This is a genomic window from Methylobacterium sp. WL9, from assembly GCF_008040035.1.
GTDB classification, from domain to species: domain Bacteria; phylum Pseudomonadota; class Alphaproteobacteria; order Rhizobiales; family Beijerinckiaceae; genus Methylobacterium; species Methylobacterium thuringiense.
This window is the reverse complement of sequence record NZ_VRVE01000079.1, coordinates 1-20291: the sequence shown is the minus strand read 5'-3', so window position 1 is coordinate 20291 and position 20291 is coordinate 1. Positions and strand designations below refer to the sequence as shown.

The 20291-nt window shown below is 64.8% G+C and carries 15 protein-coding genes; 3 read left to right on the top strand and 12 right to left on the bottom strand.

The window, feature by feature from the left end; translation table 11 throughout:
• The 3 genes from FV217_RS18160 to FV217_RS18150 all read right to left on the bottom strand — a co-directional run.
• A partial coding sequence (locus tag FV217_RS18160) for a DUF4011 domain-containing protein (protein WP_187272621.1) occupies positions 1 to 3021 on the bottom strand: 3021 nt, incomplete at its 3' end.
• A gap of 116 nt (positions 3022 to 3137) precedes the next feature.
• The gene (locus tag FV217_RS18155; RefSeq protein WP_147818578.1) at positions 3138 to 3794 is read right to left on the bottom strand and encodes a 4Fe-4S cluster-binding domain-containing protein; all 657 of its coding nucleotides are present in this window, start codon (positions 3792 to 3794) and stop codon (positions 3138 to 3140) included.
• The gene (locus tag FV217_RS18150) at positions 3791 to 5659 is read right to left on the bottom strand and encodes an AAA family ATPase (protein WP_147818577.1); all 1869 of its coding nucleotides are present in this window, start codon (positions 5657 to 5659) and stop codon (positions 3791 to 3793) included. Before FV217_RS18150 ends, FV217_RS18155 begins: the two co-directional genes overlap by 4 nt.
• 172 nt (positions 5660 to 5831) lie before the next feature.
• On the opposite strand from FV217_RS18150, the gene FV217_RS23495 reads away from it, so the two are divergent.
• Genes FV217_RS23495 through FV217_RS18135 form a run of 3 tightly spaced genes read left to right on the top strand, consistent with a single transcriptional unit; the run spans position 5832 to position 8024 of the window.
• Positions 5832 to 7478 carry a DUF4236 domain-containing protein gene (locus tag FV217_RS23495; protein WP_187272620.1) on the top strand — a complete coding sequence of 549 codons (1647 nt, stop codon included), beginning with the start codon at positions 5832 to 5834 and terminating at the stop codon, positions 7476 to 7478.
• The gene (locus FV217_RS18140) at positions 7479 to 7697 is read left to right on the top strand and encodes a hypothetical protein (RefSeq protein ID WP_147818575.1); all 219 of its coding nucleotides are present in this window, start codon (positions 7479 to 7481) and stop codon (positions 7695 to 7697) included.
• A 3-nt stretch (positions 7698 to 7700) separates the two neighbouring features.
• Positions 7701 to 8024 carry a thermonuclease family protein gene (locus FV217_RS18135; protein WP_147818574.1) on the top strand — a complete coding sequence of 108 codons (324 nt, stop codon included), beginning with the start codon at positions 7701 to 7703 and terminating at the stop codon, positions 8022 to 8024.
• A 236-nt stretch (positions 8025 to 8260) separates the two neighbouring features.
• On the opposite strand, the gene FV217_RS18130 is transcribed toward FV217_RS18135, so the two are convergent.
• From FV217_RS18130 to cyoB, 9 genes are all read right to left on the bottom strand, one after another.
• Positions 8261 to 10585, bottom strand: coding sequence for an AAA family ATPase (locus FV217_RS18130; RefSeq protein ID WP_147818573.1), 2325 nt, complete (start codon positions 10583 to 10585; stop codon positions 8261 to 8263).
• A 129-nt stretch (positions 10586 to 10714) separates the two neighbouring features.
• Positions 10715 to 10930: a hypothetical protein gene (locus FV217_RS18125; protein WP_147818572.1), complete on the bottom strand. Its 216-nt coding sequence runs from the start codon at positions 10928 to 10930 to the stop codon at positions 10715 to 10717.
• A gap of 591 nt (positions 10931 to 11521) precedes the next feature.
• The gene (locus FV217_RS18120; protein WP_246682928.1) at positions 11522 to 13120 is read right to left on the bottom strand and encodes an IS630 family transposase; all 1599 of its coding nucleotides are present in this window, start codon (positions 13118 to 13120) and stop codon (positions 11522 to 11524) included.
• 492 nt (positions 13121 to 13612) lie between these two features.
• A complete protein-coding gene (locus FV217_RS18115) occupies positions 13613 to 14869 on the bottom strand; it encodes a site-specific integrase (protein ID WP_147818571.1) in 1257 nt (418 codons plus the stop codon).
• A 240-nt stretch (positions 14870 to 15109) separates the two neighbouring features.
• Positions 15110 to 15970 carry a GDSL-type esterase/lipase family protein gene (locus tag FV217_RS18110; protein ID WP_147818570.1) on the bottom strand — a complete coding sequence of 287 codons (861 nt, stop codon included), beginning with the start codon at positions 15968 to 15970 and terminating at the stop codon, positions 15110 to 15112.
• A 357-nt stretch (positions 15971 to 16327) separates the two neighbouring features.
• Positions 16328 to 17023, bottom strand: a complete 696-nt coding sequence (locus FV217_RS18105) for an SURF1 family protein (RefSeq protein WP_246682930.1) — start codon at positions 17021 to 17023, stop codon at positions 16328 to 16330.
• Positions 17024 to 17099: 76 nt separating this feature from the next.
• Positions 17100 to 17483 (bottom strand): cytochrome o ubiquinol oxidase subunit IV, encoded by a 384-nt coding sequence (cyoD, locus tag FV217_RS18100; RefSeq protein WP_147818568.1) that lies wholly within the window; start codon positions 17481 to 17483, stop codon positions 17100 to 17102.
• On the bottom strand, positions 17480 to 18109 hold the full coding sequence (gene cyoC / locus FV217_RS18095; protein ID WP_147818567.1) for a cytochrome o ubiquinol oxidase subunit III: 630 nt from the start codon (positions 18107 to 18109) through the stop codon (positions 17480 to 17482). The genes cyoD and cyoC overlap by 4 nt, the downstream gene beginning before the upstream one ends.
• Before the next feature lie 5 nt (positions 18110 to 18114).
• Positions 18115 to 20118: a cytochrome o ubiquinol oxidase subunit I gene (cyoB, locus tag FV217_RS18090; RefSeq protein ID WP_147818566.1), complete on the bottom strand. Its 2004-nt coding sequence runs from the start codon at positions 20116 to 20118 to the stop codon at positions 18115 to 18117.
• Between the last annotated feature and the right edge of the window lie 173 nt (positions 20119 to 20291).

Below are 20291 nucleotides of genomic sequence, written 5' to 3'. Positions count from 1 at the left end.
GCCGGGCGGGGCGCCGCGGACCGCGTCGACTTGCTCGCGCAGCGCAGCCAGGATCGCCGCGCGGTCGCGGTTGATGTCGCCGACGAGGAACAGCCGGTCGCCAAGGCCCTCGGCCTGCAGCCGCTTCTCGACGACCCGAAGCGCGGCCTGCTTTTGGCAGACGACCAGCACCGTCTCGCCGCGACCGATCGCGTCGCTGATGATGTTGACGATGGTCTGCGACTTGCCCGTCCCCGGCGGCCCTTCGACAAGCAGGCCCGGAGCTTGCCGCGCCCGCAGCACGGCGAGGTCCTGCGAGGGATCGCTTTCGACGGTGATGAAGCGCTCGAGTTCGGGAGCCGGCGGGATCGCGGCTTCCTCCGCGGGACGCGCGGCGACGCGCAGGACGGCCTCGAGGGCCGTGCCGGCCGGCGGCCGGCGACGCATCTGCTGCAGGTCGCCGGCGACGGCCTGCCCGGTGAATTCTGCGTTGAACAGCGCCGCGGCGGGCACCAACGTGGAGCCGATAGGCGCAGTGGCGTCCTTGCCTGGCAGCGGCGCTAGGAACCGGCCGCGCGGCGGCGCGAGCGCGCCGAAGACGTCCATGACCTCTTGCAGGCGGATCGTCTCGCGTCCAAGTAGCTCATCGCGTGCGCTGCGCCACCGCGCAAATGCTTCCGGCCCCAGGATCGCTTCCAGAGCCGGATTGAGGCGCACTTCTTCCCGGTCCCGATCGAACATGAGCGTGGCGGCCGCCGCGGCGCCGCTCTGCAGCTCGATCGCTACGGGCCAGAGCAGGACCGGAGCGAGGCGCGGTTTCACGCCTTCGCCGCTGCGGACCGTTACGAATGGAAAGGCGAGGTATCGGCTGTCGATGCCGGTATCGCGGCGGAACGTCTCGGCGTGGCTGACGAGGCGGCGGAGGCGCGCCTCCCGCGCGGGGTCTTCGAGGTAGGCGTTCGGATCAAGATCGGTTTTGAGTTCGACGCGGGACAGGATATGGTTCAGCAGCGCTTCGGCCGGCCGTAAGGCGCTGCCGAGCTCCGTAAGATCCAAGCGCGCGGTCGTCTTACCGAGAATAAAGCGGACCAGCGGCCCGCGTCCAATCGCTGCGGAGACGCGTTTCTCGAAAAGCTCAAGGAGGGTCGCGACATATTGCTGGCGCGGCGGTTCCCGCCAAGCCGCCGGTGGCACCGCGAGCAGCGTCGCCGCCCGGTCGAGCGGCAGGCGGCGCTCGACCCGGAAGCTGTCGGCCCACGCGTCGACCGGCTCGACGCCGCAGCGGGCGAAGTTCGCGATCCGCGCGTCCACCTGCTGGAAGATCTCGCGGCGCGGCTGGATGAGCAGCTCCGCCAAGCCGGCGGCATCCAGTGCCACGCCCGCCTTACCGGCCGTGGCTATCGCGGCGTCGGTCAGACTGGCGAGGGGGACGAATTGATGCGCCGCCGCGCTCACCAGGATGATGAGCTCTTCGTCCGTCAGGCGGGCCCGCTCAAGCAGTCCGGCGAGGCCGGGATGGTCGGTATCCGGAAACAGGCGGCGTAGGATGCCGCGTTCGGCGTCAAGGTTGGCCCGCGAGGTTGCAAGCAAGGCGACGCGCAGCCGTTCGTCGTCCAAAGCGACTTCCAGCTGCCGCGCGCGCTCGGCGACGGCGGCGACGCGCGTCCCGAGGCGCACCAGCCAAGCTTCGCGGTCCATGCGTTCGAGGTGGCGCACCGTCTCGCCCAAGATGATGCCGTAGCCGGCCTCCGGATGCGCGAGCAGCCAAGCCGGCGTCACGATCTCCCCGGCGATGGTCAGCGGCAGCGCGGCGTTCATGGCCATCAAGGCCAAGGCATGGCGCAGATCTTCGGATAGGACGCCGTCCCCGGTCAGCCGACGGACTTCCGCCTCCATCCGCGACTCGACTTGCGCCGTCGCCAGCCAGGTCGCGACCGTTCCGCGCAAGGTAAGCTCACGGGCCTCCTGCCAATTGGCGGCTTCAGCGGCGGCGAGCGCGAATTGGTCGGGCCGGCTGTAACGTTGCCCAGCGAGCGTGATGGGCTGCGCCGCCGCCGGGGCCGGTGCTTCCGCTGCAGGAGCTGGAAACTTCTTGCCGGCAAGCCAATCCTGGACTTCGCGGCCCGACCAACGCCGCAGCGGATCGCGGGTCAGCAGCCCGCGCAGCAGGATCTGCAGGCGCGGGTCGAGGTTTGAGGGAAGCGTTATCCCGCGCGTGACGACGTGCAGCCGGAACGCCAGGTCGTTGATGCCGGCGAAGCAAGCGCCGGCGGTGGCTTGCTCCAAGATGAGCATGCCTAGCGACCACCAGTCGGAAGCGGCGCTGACCGCGCCGACGATCGCCTCGGGCGCCGAGTAGCGCGTCAGCTCCAGGGGCGCGACGGCTTCGAGATCGAAGTCCGAAAGACGCGCGGAGCCGAACCCAGTGATCACCAGATCAAGGGGCTCGCGGGTCCGGAGCAGGATCGTGGCCGGCCGGATATCGCGGTGACGCAAGCCAATTTCGGCGAAGCTGGCAAGGGCTCGCCCCAACTCATCGACGATGCGCGTCAGCGCGTCGGGCAGATCCGCCGCGAACCAGCCCGCATCCGCGAGCGATCCGCATTCGATCCGTTCGACGACTTCGTACGCGCGGTCCCCAAGGCGCCCTGTCGCGAGCAGCTCTGGTATGTGGTCGAGGGGCATCCGGCGCAAGGCCTCATGCACCGCCGGATCGGGTTCGAAGCCCACGCGGTAGAGCGTCAGGAGCGCGAGGGCGTCGCTGGCGGAGCGGCTGACTAAGAAACGGTCCCACGGCTCATCCGGACCGACAGCGAGACGTTGGATCGCGGTCCACTCACCAAACGCGGTCGGCTCGGCGGCGGCGGGCTCAGCCGCCTCGGTCGGCGCGGCGTCTTCCGGAGCCGGATCAGCTCCACAGACCATGCAAAGGTAATCGCCCGCATCGAGCGCATGGCCGTTGATGCAGTGACGCGAACTCGCGGCCGCCGCCGCAAAGGGCGACAGGGGCGTCGCGCCCGCAGGCTGCAGATCGACGTCCATCAGGGACCACCCGCAGATGGACCCGTCGGGACGGACGGTCTCGCAAAGCGGCTCTTCGACCGGCCGCGGCTGATGGCAGGCCGGACAGTGCTTGAAGTACAGGGCGGTCGAAGCCGCTAGCGACATGCGGAGGCGCTCTTGTCTTCGGTGGTGGCCGCCTGATGCCCGGCGCGCAGCAGCAGAGATGCCAGCCGTTTCATGTCGCCCCGACGGGGCACGCCAGCGAAAAACACCGTGCCGGTTTCGTCGTCGAACATGACGTCGAGCGCCGGCGCAGCGTTAGGCTGCGGAACATCGAGATGGGCGAAAGCCGCGCGGCCGCTAGCCGTCAGCAGCGTCAGGCGTTGATTATCGCTGCCCCGCAGGGGGAGCGTTTGCGGGACCTGCAATTGCAGGGGGTCCGTGACGAGGGCATCGATTAGACCGTCGAAGCGGGCTAACAGCGGCTGTAGCCGCTCGAGCGGGTAGCCCGAGTAGACCAGCACGCTGCCGGAATGCGCGCCGCGCCAGCCGACGAGCAGGGCGTGCAGAGCGTCGACCTGATCGAACGGCTCGCCGCCGGATACCGTCAGGCCGTCGGCTTGGTTGGCAAAAGGCTGGATCGCCGCCAATACGGCGGCGCAGTCCGTATCCGGTTCCTTAGCGGACCACGTATCGAGGGAAACGCAGCCGGGGCAGCGGATCGAGCAGCCTTGGAACCACACGCCGACGCGCCGGCCTGGCCCAAGGGTCGTCACCGGAAAATGCAGCCGGGAAAGCGCGAGGCGCGTCACGCGACCGCCTGTCCGGCGTCTGCGCCAAACGTCAGATCGGTGACCCCGCCCTCCACGCGCAGGGTGGCGATGGCCAGCCGAGCGCCCGCAGCCGCTTCCGTATCGAACAGAGCGCGGGCGAGCGGATTGACCAGCAGGCTCTCCACCTTGTTGCGGATGCCGCGGCCGCCATTGGACAGGTCGCTGAGGCACGCGTCGCGCAGCGCGGCGCGCGCTTCATCGGCCAGCGCCACATGGATGTTCTGGTTCGCCGCTACGTCCGCGAGCACCGCATCGACCATGCCGTCGAAGATCGCCTGGGCAATCTCCGGGCGGATGAAATCGAATACCAGGATGTTGTCGCCGATGCGGTTGAGGATCTCCGGACGGTTGAGGACCTGCTTGAAATGACGGTCGATTTCGCTGCGCACCTTCCGCTGCACGTCGGCGAAGTCATCGCCCGGCGCCACGTTCGCGCTGCGCGAGCCGTCGGCTTCCTGGCGGTAGATGCCCAGGTTGGAGGTAAAGATGATGAAGGCCTCGGAGAAATAGACGCGGTCGCCGCGGCCGGACGTCAGGACGCCATCGTCCAAGACCTGCAGGAACTTATCGAGGATGCGCGGGTGGGCCTTTTCAATCTCATCGAACAGCACGACCGAAAAGGGCTTCTCGCGGATCGCGTTGGTGAGCTCCCCGCCCACGTCGTAGCCGACATAGCCCGGCGGGGCGCCGATTAGGCGCTGGTCGGAATGCTCGGCCGAGAATTCCGACATGTCGAAGCGGATGTACGCGCTTTCGTCGCCGAACAGCAGGCTGGTGAGGGTCTTCGCGAGCTCCGTCTTGCCGACGCCAGTCGGACCAGCGAGGAACGCCACGCCGCGCGGGCGGCCGCCCCGGCGCGGCGCGCCGACGCCCGTGACGGCGCGCTTGATGATGTCGAGCATGTGCGTGACGGCGTGGTCTTGGCCTTTGACTCGGACGCGCACGAAGCCGCCGCCGTCGCGCACCCGCTTGCGGTCCAAGCGGGCCCAAGGATCCTCCGTGACGCCGACTTTGTACCGCCGCACAGCGTCCCTGACTTGATTGAGGCGCAAGGCCTCGGCGCGCGCCAGCTCGGCGATCGCTGATAGATCCGTAAGCAGCAAACCTTCCGTGCTTTCGACGAAGGCGGCGAGCGCATCGCTAATGGCGTCTGCATCCGCCTCGCGATGGCCGTCGAAGCCCCGCAGCAGCGCCGCCGCGAGCTGCCGGCGCGCGCGGTGGTCGGGGCGCGGCACCGGTACATGGCGGATGCGCGGATTGTCGACCAGGAACCAATCCGGCAGATCCCCTTCCTTGTCGACGATCCAGAAGACGCTGTTGAAGAACGGCCGGGGCGGCGTGCCGAACGGCTTGGCCCGCGCCGTGTGCGACGCCAACAGGCTCCGCGTGAAGGCCTGATGCTCGGCCGAGGTCAGCGCCTCATGGCGCACGACCAGGCGCGAAGCGAAGTCGGCGAGGAGGGCGGCCGGCGCGCCGGTGCGGTTGGCGAAGCGGACGAGCGTCTCGGCGAACAGCTCGACGCCGGCAGGCGCAAAGCCATGCGTCGCGGCTTGCAGCCCCAATTCGCCCAATAACGCCTGGCCGGCCGCCGGATCGTCGCCGGCTTGCGGGACGATGCGGAAGCCCTGGACCGGATCATACGCGAGGATGTGCGCATAGCCGGCGCCACGCAGCTCATGCGCGAGGACGGTCAGTAGCGGCTGCGCCGCGACAGCGCCGGGGCGCAGCGCCAGCAAATGATGGTCGCGGATATTCCCCGATAAGACGAACTGCGGCTTGAGCGGCAGGTAACGCAAGACGTCTTTGGCCCAGCGCGGGCGCTCGAACTCCGCTCCGTCTTCCATTCATTAACCCCGCCACGTCGATCAAACAGATTTTCTGCTTATATTCAGCGCCCAAGCCGCTTTTACTTACCAGCAATACCAATCGCTAGGCATTCGGTCGGCAATCTCAGTCATTTGCGTGGCAGCTTGAGAATGGCATGCTACACCCCTTAGTCGCATTTTACGAGGTTACGTGGCCTTCCGTTTCCGCCGCTCCGTACGCCTCTTCCCAGGGGTCCGGCTTAATCTGAGCCGTTCGGGCATGAGCGTCAGCGTCGGCGCGCCCGGCCTGACGCTCAACCTCAGCCCGCGTGGCCACGCGGTCACCGTGGGCCTGCCTGGAACCGGATTATCCTATCGGCATAGCCTGCGCGCGCCGCTTCGCACGTCAACGGGCGAAGCGCCGCCGCCGCGGCTTGAGACGTCACCGACGCGCGATCCTGCACCGGGCGCGCAAAGCGGCCAAATCAGCAGCGCGGACATCGCGCAGCTCACGAGTCCCGACCTCGCAGGCTTGAAACAGCTGTTTCAAGAAGCGGCTCAGCAGCACGCGGCGCTGGAGCCTGACTACCAGGCCGCGCTGAAAAGCCGCCAGCAGGCGTGGCGGCGGCTGCGGCGCCGCGAACAGCCGCCCCTGCGGCTGTTCTTCAAGAACGCGATACCGCGCGCGCAGGAGGCCTTCGCGGCCGCGGAAGAAGAACTACTCAAGGTCGCTGCGGCTCGCGCCCAAAGCGAAGTGCGGATCGATCTGCCGTTGAACGCGGAAGCTGCGGCGGCCCACCGCGCGCTGATGGATGCGCATGCGGAGCTCGCGCGCTCGGCGCGCATTTGGGACGTCACGGCTTCCGTCGGCGTGGATCGAGTGCGCGAACGTTCCTTTGCCTCTTCCGCCGTCAGCCGCACGCCCATCCGCTTGTCGCGCGTGACCGACGCGATCGTCGCCAGCGCGGAGCCGGGGCTGCGGTTCCAAAATGCGAACGGCGCCGATCTGGATTTCTTCCCCGGCCTGCTGCTGATGCGGTCCCGCGATGGCCGCGACTATGCGCTGGTCGATTTGCGGGACCTGCAGGTCGCAGTCCGTCCGCGCGCCTTCGTCGAGGAAGAGGTGGTGCCGGCGGATTCCCAAGTCGTCGATCAGGCATGGGCGAAGGCTAACCGCGACGGCAGCCGCGACCGCCGCTTCAATGATAACCGGCAGATCCCGGTCGTCCGATACGGCGAGATCCTGTTTACGACGCCCGATGGCGTCGCCGAGGCGTTCCACGCCAGCAACTGCGAAGCCGCTCTGGCCTTCGGAGCGGCGTTTCATGAGCTGCAGGCGGCGCTCGCGCGGCAGGCGCAAAGCGGTCCGGAGCGAGGCGGCGCGGACGCAGCGGCTGATCCTCCTGCTCCCGAGCGCGTCATCGCCTTACCGCGGCTAGCTTCTATCGGCGGCGCGCATGAATACACGGTGGCGGCATTGCTCGCACTGTGCGTGGGCGGTTGGCAGCTTCTGCCCTCGCCGCCATCCCCGCAGCCCAAGCCTACGGAGGCTCCTCGCCTGGCTTTGGAGCCTCCCCGCACGATTGCGGAGCCGCCAAGCTCCGTAAGGCCTGACAGTCGTCCGGCCGTTCCGCCCGAGCCTCCTGCAAGCGCCGCCCCGGCATCTGCGCCGGAGCGCGTCACCACCGTTCGCAACGCGAATCTGCGCCAACGGCCGGAACAGGCGTCTCCCGTGGCGCGGGTGTTGAGCGCTGGCACCAGCTTGACCGTCTATGGCCGTCAGGGTTCATGGATCCAGGTCGGCGACGCGCAAGAGCAAGGTTGGGTACACGCGAGCGTCGTCCGAACCGCTCCATGAATGCGCGCGCGATTTTCCTCCGTGCTCCTAACGGCGTTCGCTCTCGCGCTGGCGCCCATCGTGGCGGCATTCGCAGAGCCGATCACCGGCCGCGCTACGATCATCGATGGCGATATGCTCGAAATCCGTGGCGAACGCATCCTCATGCAAGACGTCGACGCCCCGGAGGGGAAGCAACTGTGCCGCGGCGGCGACTGCCAGCTTTACCGCTGCGGGTAACAGGTGGCCAACGCCCACGCGGAGCGGGTCGGTGCCGACCCGATTACCTGTGAACCAAGCAATATCGACCAGTATGGCCGGACAGTCGCCGTCTGCCGCCTTGGCGCGCTCGATCTCAACGGCTGGCTGGTCGAGGAAGGCTTTGCTTTGGCGTATCGGCGCTATTCCACTGCGTACGTTCGCCACCTTGGCTGGCCGGAGACGTCGCAAACCGCGATGCAGGCGCTCTCAATGTGCGATGGCTCGGAAGGTGAATGTCCACTTCGCCATAACTGTCGCCCGAAAGCGGACCAGCCCCTATCGGCCAAGATCAGCCATCAGATCTGATCGGGTTGCCCGCGAGCGGACATTCCGACCTTCTGCAACGTTTCGACTGCGGAAGGCGGCACGCCGCCTGAGTTCGTTACGTGGTCAGCGAGGGAGCCTATTCCTCCTCCGGCGCTGACATTCGCTCCCGACATGCGTTGAGGACGACACCTGCACCTCTAATCGGCCCCCAGGCCCCCGCGCCGACCCACTCTGTCGCCCATCACGCTGCACCTTCGCGCCCGAACCCACACACTTCAGGCAAATATATCGTCATCCGCGGCAGCGGGTGCAGACAGGTTGTCCGTTACGACCGCGAACCCGGAAATAGGGCGCGAACTTTTATCTCGCCCTATAGGCACCGATCGGATCGTCCCTGTTGTCAGCAAGCGCCGGAAAGCGTCTTCGATTTCCTGGGGTGTAAAGGCTTTCAGCAATTCCGGCTGCGTCTCCCGAAGCACCTTTGGGGCGGCGTATCGCGTGGTTGTGGCGTCAGTCATCCGCATGCCGTGGCAGGCAGCGACTGACTGGATCACGGCATTCTCCGCTGCATCGTTGAGCTGCGGAATGAACGCCGTAGCGGCATTGACTTCGCCCATCATGGTGCCTGCGATCGCGTGAAGCGCGCCGGCCCGCCACTCAAGCTTCAACTTCGAGCCGGCGGGCCCGTAGTTCAGCTTTTTGTTTTCCAGCTCGCGGAAGTTGCCTCCGAGATCGGTGAGGTACAGGCGAGATCGTGCTGCGTTATTCCACGCCCCGGACCCTGACGTTCCTTTCCCGGAAGTCATGCCGGATTGCGAGGGGTGGCCGAGCGCGATGACGGACCCGTCAATGGCGCGTGCGAGACCGCCGAGCCCCTGTTTTACGAAGGCACTCACCTGGGCCCGGTCGATCTCGTTACCACCGAATATGTCGGCCAGCGTATCCACGATGATGAGATCGGCTCGGAAAGCCTGTGCGTCGGCGAGCAGCTGATGATAGACTTCGCGGAACACCATTTTTCCGTCGCGCTCGAATCTGGCCAGGATGTTGTCACCCGACACGCGGGAGACGATCCGCAGGTTCGACAGGTCCGCAAAATCGACCTCGAGTGCACGATTGATGGCGATTTGCCTTCGGTGCAACTCGTCTTCGCTGTCCTCGCATAGGAAGCACATCACCCTGGCGCGACGCGTGGGCAGGCCGAGCCAGTTTCGACCCGCCGCCATCGCCGTCGCAAGTTGTTGAGCGATCAGCGTCTTTCCTACGCCGCCGTCGCCGTACAACAGCGTGACCTGCTTATGCGGAATCCAATTTTCCACGAGCCATTCAGGAGGAGTAACCGGCCTGTCCTGCCATCCGCTTGGATCGACCCACGCAAGACCTTTCGCCTTTTGCGCTTCCGCTTCGATTGTCACGGCCGTCGAAACAGTTCCGGCGGCCTCGTCGAAGTGGCGCTGCGCGACGTCGGCAGGCTCGCCGACACGACACCAGTCCCGCGCAAGGGCTCGCGCCGTGAGTTTCGTCTCGCGATCGTCGCCCGCTTGAACGGCGTAGGGCCACACCCAGGCCAGCATGGCATAGTCGACGGCGCTGAAGCCGCCAGCACGCCCCAGGAGCGCGGCCAGCTTGGCTCGGTATCCGGAACCGCTGGCATCTTCCCGCGGGGCTTCGCCGGACCACAGGCGATCCAGGGCCGGGCTGTCCTGCCGTGCCCGTTCGAAGCGGGTGCGCAACTCGGGCTCGAGGTCGTCCATGGTGCTGGCGCAGTTGAAGCCGCTGCTTTCGAGCTCATCGATGACATCCGAGATGCGCGCGTCTGTTTCTTGACGGCTCGCGGGTGCCGGTGGGATGGCGGCAGAGATCTCGTGGAGGCTCCAGCGTTGCCCGGCTGCGGACACCCTCGCAAGCCGTTCGACCTGCCCACGCAGCCGTTTCGACGGCTTCGGGATATTGAGCGTCCCAGGCAGCCTCAAGATCCGGCTGATGTCTTGGACATGGTCGCCGCCAATGCGGCGAGCGATACCGCGGCCCTGCTCTTCCGCCGCCTGAATGTGGGTCTCGGCCGGGAGCTTCGTGTCAAGCGCCCAGATCGGCTGCATGCCGCCACCACTGTCGATGACGAAGGTGGGTGGGACCGGGGCCGCCGCGAGTTCTCTGACGATGCCTCTCAGGCGCTCGCGCTCTTCAAGAAAGGCTGTCCCGTCCTTGGGGTCTGCATCGCCGTAGACGCAGCGGATCAGCCCGATTTCGTGCTTCCCGAGCTTCGCGTGATCCGCTCCGGCACGCGGTTCGTTCGCGCTGAAGTACAGGTTGCAGCGACCGTTACGGACGTCGATCCAGGCGCCCATGGCCTCCCACGCGCCAGGCTCGAACGTCCGCCCCTCGATCTCGCCGCCCAGGCCGATGGCGACGAGATTATGCCGGCCGGTTGCATCTAGTGCCCGAAGGAAAGTGACGCCCGAATGCTCTTGGGCATCATCGGCCGGCGATGTTTCCGCAGAGGCCCGTTTGGCCGGGGAATCGAGCGAGACGTACAAAGCTCCGGAGCTGACCGGCACGTTGCCGGACAACGGATGGCCGTCTACATTATCGAGAGACATACAAAGCCTTCCCGGCCGGCCACCTTCGCGAGAGGCGGACCGGCCGTTTTCTTGAGGGCGATCCTCAAGCAGGGGAGGGGGCGGCCGCCGAAGCGTTGCGGCCGAGGCGCATTCCGAGATGACCGGCCGTCAGGCCGCGCCCATCCACTCCCGCACATCCCGGACGCGATAGCGCGGGCGGCCCTCTACGACCGTGATGCGTGGTCCCCGGCCGGACTTCGCCCATACCTTCAAGGTGATCAGTGCGAAGTTGCTCAAGTCGGAGAGCTGCCGACGCGTGAGCAACGCACTGTCGGGAAGGCGCTCGATGTCCGGAATGGTGTTCTGGCTGCTGTCGGCGGGCATGTGGCCTCCTGCGCGATGCGCCGTAATCCGGCAGCACTCGCGTCTGGAACGAGATTGGGGGCGCTGCTCCGTTTCTCAGGCTCTCTGGTTTATCCGCTCTTGCAGCAACCGGAATGTACTGCGAAAAACTTGCATAGGTCAAGCAGTGAGACGATATCCCAAGGATAGTACTTTGTATGTCAAAAATTGTGTATGTCACGATTCTGCGTAACTAGCTTCTTCCGCATCCCAAATGGCTCTTTCAGCCGCCCCGGCCGATCCAGGCCCGCACGTCCCGAGCGCGATACCGCGGCCGCCCCTCCAGCATCACGAACCGCGGCCCGCGCTCTTCGGGAGCCCACTTCTTCAGTGCCTGGACGCTGAAGCCCGACAGCTCCGCGACCTAGTGGCGAAAATCTGATGTTTGGTACCCGCTGCCGGGGCCGCTCTCGACCCTTCACAGACCCTCGGAAGGTCCGCTTCGCGGCAGCTTGATGAAGGATGACCTACGTCCGGGTCGGGTGGAGAGCAGCCGGGCCGCTTCCGGTTGGTGTGAGGCGATTGCTGCCGTCTAACTCGGCTGACAGTGAAATCCGCTCAGCAGAGGAACTGTCACCGCCATCTTGGATCCTTGCAGTTATTGCTATCGGAAAACGCGGGCGGTACGCGTTCTTTGCCCCAGATGAGATTTCCAGCGCGCTTGGGTTTGTTACGAAATTGCTGGTTTCTCTCGCCAAAATAGCGATCGATCGCAGCGCGAGCGGCTTCTTCCGAGGGATAGTTGCTGTTGTGGATCACTGCTCTTGCCATACCGCTGAAGATGGACTCAATCACATTTAGAAATTGAGCGCCTGAAGGAAGCGGAGCAGTCTCGACGCGCGGCCGTCCTAACGATTCGGCGGTTGCATTGTGCTCCTCGATTCGCTTCATCAGCTTCTTCGAAATATGCCATGACGCCGCGTCCCACGAAAGGTAGATAACTCGACAGTTCACGTACTTTTCCAATAGAAGATCCATCATCCGAATCATCTCGTCTGTATTTTTTCGCTCACTGTAAAAGTGTGTAACTTGATTGCCGCTGAGTTCTAACGCCGCCGTCAAAATTAAGCATCCTTTGGATTTCTGCCACTGTGGCATTATGCGACGCGACCCCGGCGGATCGAGTTTCAATCCTTGCTTCATCTTCACCGCAAACGGACCGAACTCGTCGATTGAGAAAAAGGCTTCGTCAGGCTGCAATGAGGACAGGATCGCCTGAACAGTTGCCAGCTTTTCGCTATAAGCAGGGTCCTGCGACGTTAGCTGAATGCGTGCTTTCCTCCATCGATATCCTGCTTCCTTTGTGATCCGGCGGATGACCTCGTTACACGCAGATTGTCCGGTCTCACCAAGAACCCGTGAAAGATCGGACATGATCCACGCCGTCCGGTTTATGTCATACTGCGAGGGAGGTTCATGAAGTATCCGAAATACTGCCTGTTTTAGTTGCTCGTTATCGTATTTTCTCGTAGATCTCGTCTTTGGTGCAAATAGCCTTTCAACACCACCGGTACTATAAATTTTCAGATATTGAAGGTATGTTCCCTTGCAGATACCTAGAAAGGAGCGTGTTGTTGCTCCTTTGATACCCTGCCGCCTGGCAAGGATGGTCATGGCCCGATTTCTCTCAGACAATCGACAGTTATAAAGACGATCTACGAGAATCTGCGTGTCCGGAAAGGTATCAATTCGTGAGCGACAGTCATCGCAAACTCTGTCATTTTGCGAAAGCCTACGCATCCATTCAAGATCTGCCTCTGCCTGCAACTTACGCAGGTCGGGTTTGCGTGCTGGCAAAAGCTTAGATGCAGCCCGATACAAACTGAGTGTCTTCTTTTCGCTTACAATAGGTGGATGAGAGGCCGATAATGTCCGGAGCAGTTTGGCCCCACTTTGTTCATTAAGTGAAGCAACGAGACCGTGCACAAGTCGCCAGATGTCCTCTCTCTCCGCAGTTAATGATCTTACGTACTCTTTAACGGCTGTATAGCCTCCTCGAAAGTCATGATCACATCGTAATCGGCGGAATATTTGTGCAGCAGACGGTTGAGCCGTGTCGGAGCAGATATCCCGATTGCCCAGCATGAGCTTTATAGTTTCCTTGTGAGGATCAAGTTTTGATTTCCGGGGGGTATTTCTTGTATAGGGCTGCGGATAGGGAAAATTGGCCATTTTCCGGATCGTGCCGCGACTAATCCCAACGGCCCGCGACAGACTACGAATCGTGGCTCCCGAGCTAAGCTTTTTTCGGATGACCGCCCATTGATGCGGATCAGTATACATGACCATTCTCGCTATGCGGTTGCTGCCCTAGATCCCGACGCAGAAGTCCTACTTAGGATGTTCTCGGGAAAACACTAGCCGTAGACGTTAAAAGCAAGCTTCCGCCACGCTGCGTCTAATTGCAATCCGAGGCGATTTCCGAAAGCTGCATCATGCGAGCGGCGGTGCAGTCGATGTCCGCTTTTAAAACTCGCATAGATCGCTCGTAATGGCGAGGTTGGGTCGGATGTGGAACGTCCGCTTCAGGACGAAAAGGTAAGGTCCGGTTGCCACCCGTCTCGGACGCTCAGGGCTGGTACCATCCATCAGATTTTCACCACTAGGCCCGCGCTAGCAATGCTTCGTCGGGGAGGGCGCTGAAATCCGGCAACAGCGGCGGCTTCATGCGACCGCCTTCAGTTCGACCGGCGGATCCACCAGCACCGACACGTGGTTGCTCCAAGCCTCGAAGGCCGCGCGGATCTTCGGGATGGCGTCGTCTCGGTTGTAGATCGCCTCAAGATCCTCGCGGGCATGGCCAAGCGCCAGCTCGGCGGTGTCCGGATCGATGCCGAGCTTCGACAGCCCCGTGCGGAACGTACGCCGGAGATCGTGCAGGCAGAAGTCGACGCCTGATTTCTTGCGGAGGCCATCCACGAGCTTGGTCCAGCCGTTCATCTCCTGGCCCGTCTTCATCGACGGAAACACCAGGTCGGACCGCGCATCGCGAGGGCACAGCGCTAGGATGGTGCGCAGCTGCGGGGCGATCGGCGCGATGTGGCCTCTGCCCTGCTTCGTGAAGATGGCCGGCAGGTTCAGCACCTCGGTCAGCTCTTCGACCATCGCCCAGGTCAGCCCGGCGCCTTCGCCGCGGCGGCATCCCGTGAGGATCAGGAACCGGATCAATCGGCCGATCGTCGTGCGCGGGTCGGCGGCGTGCCAGAGCTTCACGAGCTCGGCGTCGGACAGCGCCCGACCCTTCATCTCCTTGGCCAGTTTGTCCGCCCTGGTCGCGCGCTGCTTCCGGTGGCCAGCGAGAGGATTGACCGTCAGCACCTTCGCGTCGGTCACGCACCACGTCAGGAAAGCGCGGCTGCGCGTTCGGAAATCGTCGGCAGCCCCCAGCCGCCCTTGGGATACGATCGTGTCGATGATGCTCGCGTATTCGGCGCCCGTGATCGTCGTGACATCCCGGGAGAGCAGCCGGCCCATCCTGGTTCGCAGTGTGCTCATCACCGTCTTGCAGTTCACGTAGCGACGCCGCTCAAGATCGCGCTCGTACCGGTCGAGAAGGTCGCCGAGCTTGCTGCGATCTTTGGCCTTCAGCTTGGCTCGTTCGGCCAACGGATCGCCGCCGCGGGCGATATCGCCGAGGACGATCAGTGCGAGCTTGCGCGCGTCCGCCACCTTGGGCACCGCGTCGATCGACGCGAGCTTCATCTTCTTCGTGTTGGCGGCTCGGCCCATGCCGGGCGGCCGATAGCTCAGGAACCAGCTTTTTCCGCCCGGGCGAACTCGCAAGCAGAATCCTGGAACGACGGAGTCCCATAGCAGAGCGTCGCTCGCTCCGGCCGGCAGCACGAAAGCAGCAGCCAGCGTGTCAGTGAGCTTTTCCTTCATCGGACCGGGCTCCGGGTAGCACATGGGCAGCACGGGCATGCGAAACTCCCGCACCGCCACGTAACCCTTGATATCCCGGAAAATCAAACAGCGACAAGCGCTTAGGGTGGCCGTTATATACCCCTGTAGACCCCCTTATACGGGGTGCGACACTCTTGACATGGAAGGGGTCACAGGTTCGATCCCTGTCGCGCCCACCATTCCGCCTCCACCGCAGCGGATGACGATACGGGGTCCCTTTCGGGGCCCTTTTTCGTGTCCGGCGGCGCGGCTCGAACCTCAATCCGCGAGCGGACCGAGTTCGGCGGTCTTCACCGCGGCGGCGCCGCGCAGCAGGTCGTCGGCGGCCGCCTGGGCGAGGAGTTCATAGCCGCGGTCGGCCATGTGGAGGCCGTCGGCGGAGAAGAGCTCGGAATGGGTGAGCCGCGCCTGGCCGATCCAGTCGCGCATCAGGGTCGAGCGGCGAATCACCGGAACCTCGAGGGCCTCGCCGATCGCGCGGACCGCGTCGCGGAAGCGATAGGCGCCCGGCGTCGCGTCGAAGCGCGGGCACCATTGCGGCTCCATCAGCACCACGTCGATGCCGGCCTCGCGGATGCGGCGCACGGCGCTCAGCGTCGCGTCGCGAAAATGATCGAGGGGAACGTCGCGCAGGGCATCGTTGCTGCCGGTCTGCCAGATCACGAGGTCGGGATGCTCGCCGATCACATCGCGGTCGAGCCGGGCCAGCATCTCGTCGACGGCTTCTCCGCCGATGCCGCGATTGAGCACGGTGACGCCGCCGCCGAGCCGGGGCAGGGCGCGCTTCAGCGCGGCTTCGAGGCGGGCGGGATAGGCGGCGGCCGGCGTGCTGGCGCCGACGCCCTGCGTCGAGGACGAGCCGAAGGCCACGATGCGCAGCGGCGCGCCGAGCGCCAGCTGCCGGGCCACGTGCGGCAAGCCGTCGTCGTGGAAGGAATCGAAGTCGAACACGCCGAGGTCGAAAGTATCGGGCAGGAGGTCGGCATAGGCCAGCACCGCCGTGGAGGACAGGCTGAGGCCGAGGAGGAGGAGGGTCCCCCAGATCCGCCCACGGGCACCGGCCGGACCGAGCCCCCTCACAGACAATCCACGCGCCACGTCCGCCCCCCCGTCGACCATCCGCCGGGTCTTCCCGGCCGGATGTTGATGCCTGCGGCGAAGGGACTGTTACGGAGCCGGTGCCGTCGTCTGCACAGTCTCCGGCGCGGTCTGTCGCCAATCGTCTTCGAGACGAGTCCGACGTGCCGCCGTTCTGCTTCGTCGCACTCGTCTTTCTAGAGAGGAGTCTTGACGAAAGCTTGATCGATTCGACCGGCCGTGTGGCTTGGAAATACGCGAAACGCCGAACAAGAGCAATAAAAATGCATTAAGAATAATGTTCGCTAAGCAGTAATCCGGGGATGGATAGGGTTTCCGGCTGAAGCGATCGATCCGCCCTCGTCTTTCCGAATGCAGGTCGATTCGTTCCGGCTCGCGTCACGCGGCCCTGCGGCGCTCCCGGAGCGCCTCGCGATCGAGATAGACGAGCGCCCCAGCGCTCATCGCGGCCAGCACAAACCAGGTCAGCGCGTAGACGAGGTGGCTGTTGGGGAAGGCGACGACCGTCAGGCCGCCGACCGGCAGCCGGCCGGGATCGGGCCCCGCATCGGCATCGACGAAGTACGGGGCCACTCCGGTCAGCCCGCGCGCACCGGCGATGGCGGCGACGTCGCGCGAGTACCAGCGGTCGGCGGCGGGATCGTTCGAGCGCAGGAACGCGCCGCCGGGCTCGGTCACGCGCAGGAGACCGGTCAGGGTCACGGGACCTGCCGGCTCCGCCCGGTCGGCCGGGTCGCGGCGGTCGGAGGGCACGAAGCCGCGATTGACCAGGACCGTGAAGCCGGCCTCGGATTGCAGCGGCGTCAGCACCCAGAAGCCGCCGCCGAGTTCGGTCAGGGCCTGGACGAGGCTGGTGCGGTCGTACTGAAAGGTGCCCGTCAGGCGCAGGTGGCGATAGGCGTCGGCCTCGGCACCGACGGCCGGCCACGCCTCGGGCCCCGGGGCGGGGCCCGGCTCGGCATGGACGCGCGCCTCGACGCGGGCGATCAGGTCGAGCTTCCAGGCCCGGCGCTGCACCTGCCAGACGCCGAGGCCGAGCAGGACCGAGACGACGACCAGCCCGACGAGATTGATCGCGAAAAGGGTGCCGAGGGAGCGGCGCGCCGGCGGGCTGTCGGCCGCGCCCGGCGCGCTCACGTCCGGCACCGCCTCAGGGCTGATGGTGCAGCAGGTCGTGCGGGGACATCGGCATCATGTTGGTGTTGAGGTGATGCATGACCCAGATCGAGCCGGTCAGGGTGATCACCACCAGGGTCACGGTGAAGATCAGCGCGAGGATGGTCCAGCCGCCCTCGGACTTCGTGTTCATGTGGAGGAAGTAGACCATGTGGACGACGATCTGCACCACGGCGAGCGCGAGCACGATGATCGTGGTCCAGACGACGTTCGGCAGCACCTTGCCCATGACGAGCCAGAACGGAATCGCCGTCAGGATCACCGACAGGACGAACCCGGTCACGTAGCTCTTGACGCTGCCGTGGGACTGGCCGCCCTCGGAATGGTCGTGGTGGCCTGCTTCGCTGGCGGCGCTCATTGCAGGACTCCCATCAGGTAGACGAAGGTGAACACGCCGATCCAGACGACGTCGAGGAAGTGCCAGAACATCGACAGGCACATCAGCCGGCGCTTGTTCTCGGAGATCAGGCCGCGGTTGGCGGTCTGGATCAGCAGCACGATCAGCCAGACGATGCCGAAGGTGACGTGCAGGCCGTGCGTGCCGACGAGCGCGAAGAACGACGACAGGAAGGCCGAACGCTGCGGCGTCGCGCCCTCGTGGATCAGGTGCGAGAACTCGTAGAGCTCGATCCCGATGAAGGCCGCGCCGAACAGGCCTGTGACGACCAGCCAGAGCTGCATCGTCCGGAGCTTGTCCTTCTCCATCTCCAGCATCGCGAAGCCGTAGGTGATGGAGGAGAACAGCAGCATCGCGGTGTTGAGCGCGACGAGCTTGAGGTCGAACAAGTCGACGGGGGAGGGCCCGGCCGCATAGTTGCGGCCGAGCACGGCATAGGTAGCGAACAGGACCGTGAAGATGAGGCAATCGCTCATCAGGTAGATCCAGAAACCCAGCATGGTGCTGGGCTCGTGGGCGTGTTCGTCCCGCTCGTAGAAGACCGGGACCTTCGCGCCGGAGGCGGTGGTGTGGGCTTGCGTCGCCATCGCTGTCAGGCCTGTACCGCGAGCATCGACGTCCGCTCGTTCTCGGTCCGCACCACGGTGTCGGCCGGGATGTCGAAGTCGCGGTTGTAGTTGAAGGTGTGGATGATCGCGGCGGCGATCATGGCGACGAAGGTCAGGGCCGCCAGCCACCACATGTACCAGATCATGGCGAAGGAGAACGCCACGCTCAGGGCAGCGATGACGGCCCCGGTGCCGGTGTTCCGCGGCATGTGGATCGGCTGGAAGCCGTCGAGCGGACGCTCGTAGCCGCGCCGCTTCATGTCGTCCCAGGCATCGAGGTCGTGCACCCGCGGCTGGAAGGCGAAGTTGTAGTCGGGCGGAGGCGAGGAGGTCGACCATTCGAGGGTGCGGCCGCCCCACGGATCGCCGGTGAGGTCGCGCAGCTTCTCGCGGTTCCGGATCGAGACCGTGAACTGCATGATCATGGCCGCGATGCCGACCGCGATCAGCACAGCGCCGAAGGCCGCGATCACGAACCAGACCTGGAGCGACGGGTCGTCGAAATGCTGCGAGCGGCGGGTGACGCCCATCAGGCCGAGCACGTAGAGCGGCATGAAGGCAACGTAGAAGCCCACCGTCCAGAACCAGAACGAGACCTTGCCCCAGAACTCGTCGAGCTTGAAGCCGAAGGCCTTGGGGAACCAGTAGTTCACGCCGGCGAACATGCCGAACAGCACGCCGCCGATGATCACGTTATGGAAATGCGCGATCAGGAACAGCGAGTTGTGGAGCACGAAGTCGGCCGGCGGCACGGCGAGCAGCACGCCGGTCATGCCGCCGATGGTGAAGGTCACCATGAAGCTCAGGGTCCACAGCATCGGTACGTCGAACCGGATCCGGCCGCGATACATCGTGAACAGCCAGTTGAAGATCTTCGCCCCCGTCGGGATCGAGATGATCATCGTCGTGATACCGAAGAACGAGTTCACGGAGGCGCCCGAGCCCATCGTGAAGAAGTGGTGCAGCCAGACGAGGTACGAGAGGATGGTGATGACCACCGTCGCGTAGACCATCGACACGTAGCCGAACAGGCGCTTGCCGGAGAAGGTCGCGGTCACCTCCGAGAAGATGCCGAAGGCCGGCAGGACGAGGATGTAGACCTCCGGGTGGCCCCAGATCCAGATGAGGTTGAAGTACATCATCGGGTTGCCGCCGAGGTCGTTCGTGAAGAAGTGCGTGCCGATGTAGCGGTCGAGCGACAGCAGGGTCAGAACGGCGGTCAGGATCGGGAAGGCGGCGGTGATCAGCACGTTGGTGCAGAGCGAGGTCCAGACGAAGATCGGCAGCTTCATCATGCTCATGCCCGGCGCGCGCATCTTCACGATGGTCGCGATCAGGTTGATGCCCGACAGGGTCGTGCCGATGCCCGCGATCTGCAGGCCCCAGATGTAGTAGTCGACGCCCACCCCCGGGCTCATGTCGGCCCCCGAGAGCGGCGGATAGGCGAGCCAGGTGGCGCGGGAGAACTCGCCGACGAATAGCGAGATCATGATCGTGATCGCGCCCGAGACCGTCATCCAGAACGAGAAGTTGTTCAGGAACGGGAAGGCGACGTCGCGGGCGCCGATCTGCAGCGGCACGACGTAGTTCATCATGCCGGTGACGAAGGGCATCGCCACGAAGAAGATCATGATCACGCCGTGGGCGGAGAAGATCTGGTCGTAGTGGTGCGGCGGCAGGAAGCCGTCATTCGCGCCGAAGGCAATGGATTGCTGGGCCCGCATCAGCAGCGCGTCGGCGAAGCCGCGCAGCAGCATGACGAAGGCCAGGATGATGTACATGATGCCGATCTTCTTGTGATCGACGCTCGTGACCCAGTCCCGCCACAGGGGACCCCAGAAGCGGTAGTAGGTGATGACGCCGAGCACGGCGAGGCCGACCACGGCCACGCCTGCGAAGGTGACCTGCAGGATCGGCTCGTGGAACGGGATGTCTTCGAGACTGAAGCGTCCGAAGATCAGCTTCTGGAGATCCGGGTCTGACAACATGGGATCGGCTGCTCAAGGAATTCGGTGACGGGGGCGCGGTCTCGCCGGCGCGGGCCTAGTGATGGTGGCGTTGCAGGTCGTCGGAGCTGGTCGGCGGGGCCTTCTTGTTCTCCGGCGAGCCCTCCTGGTTGGGAGCCCCCTCGGAGCGCGGCGCCCGGCCGGCGGCCGGGGCC

Coding starts and splice junctions, on each gene's coding strand:
- FV217_RS18150 (WP_147818577.1), bottom strand. CDS start 5,659: ATGGAAGACGGAGCGGAGTTCGAGCGCCCGCGCTGGGCCAAAGACGTC.
- FV217_RS18140 (WP_147818575.1), top strand. CDS start 7,479: ATGCGCGCGCGATTTTCCTCCGTGCTCCTAACGGCGTTCGCTCTCGCG.
- FV217_RS18130 (WP_147818573.1), bottom strand. CDS start 10,585: ATGTCTCTCGATAATGTAGACGGCCATCCGTTGTCCGGCAACGTGCCG.
- FV217_RS18125 (WP_147818572.1), bottom strand. CDS start 10,930: ATGCCCGCCGACAGCAGCCAGAACACCATTCCGGACATCGAGCGCCTT.
- FV217_RS18120 (WP_246682928.1), bottom strand. CDS start 13,120: ATGGCCAATTTTCCCTATCCGCAGCCCTATACAAGAAATACCCCCCGG.
- FV217_RS18115 (WP_147818571.1), bottom strand. CDS start 14,869: ATGCCCGTGCTGCCCATGTGCTACCCGGAGCCCGGTCCGATGAAGGAA.
- FV217_RS18110 (WP_147818570.1), bottom strand. CDS start 15,970: ATGGTCGACGGGGGGGCGGACGTGGCGCGTGGATTGTCTGTGAGGGGG.
- cyoD (WP_147818568.1), bottom strand. CDS start 17,483: ATGAGCGCCGCCAGCGAAGCAGGCCACCACGACCATTCCGAGGGCGGC.
- cyoC (WP_147818567.1), bottom strand. CDS start 18,109: ATGGCGACGCAAGCCCACACCACCGCCTCCGGCGCGAAGGTCCCGGTC.
- cyoB (WP_147818566.1), bottom strand. CDS start 20,118: ATGTTGTCAGACCCGGATCTCCAGAAGCTGATCTTCGGACGCTTCAGT.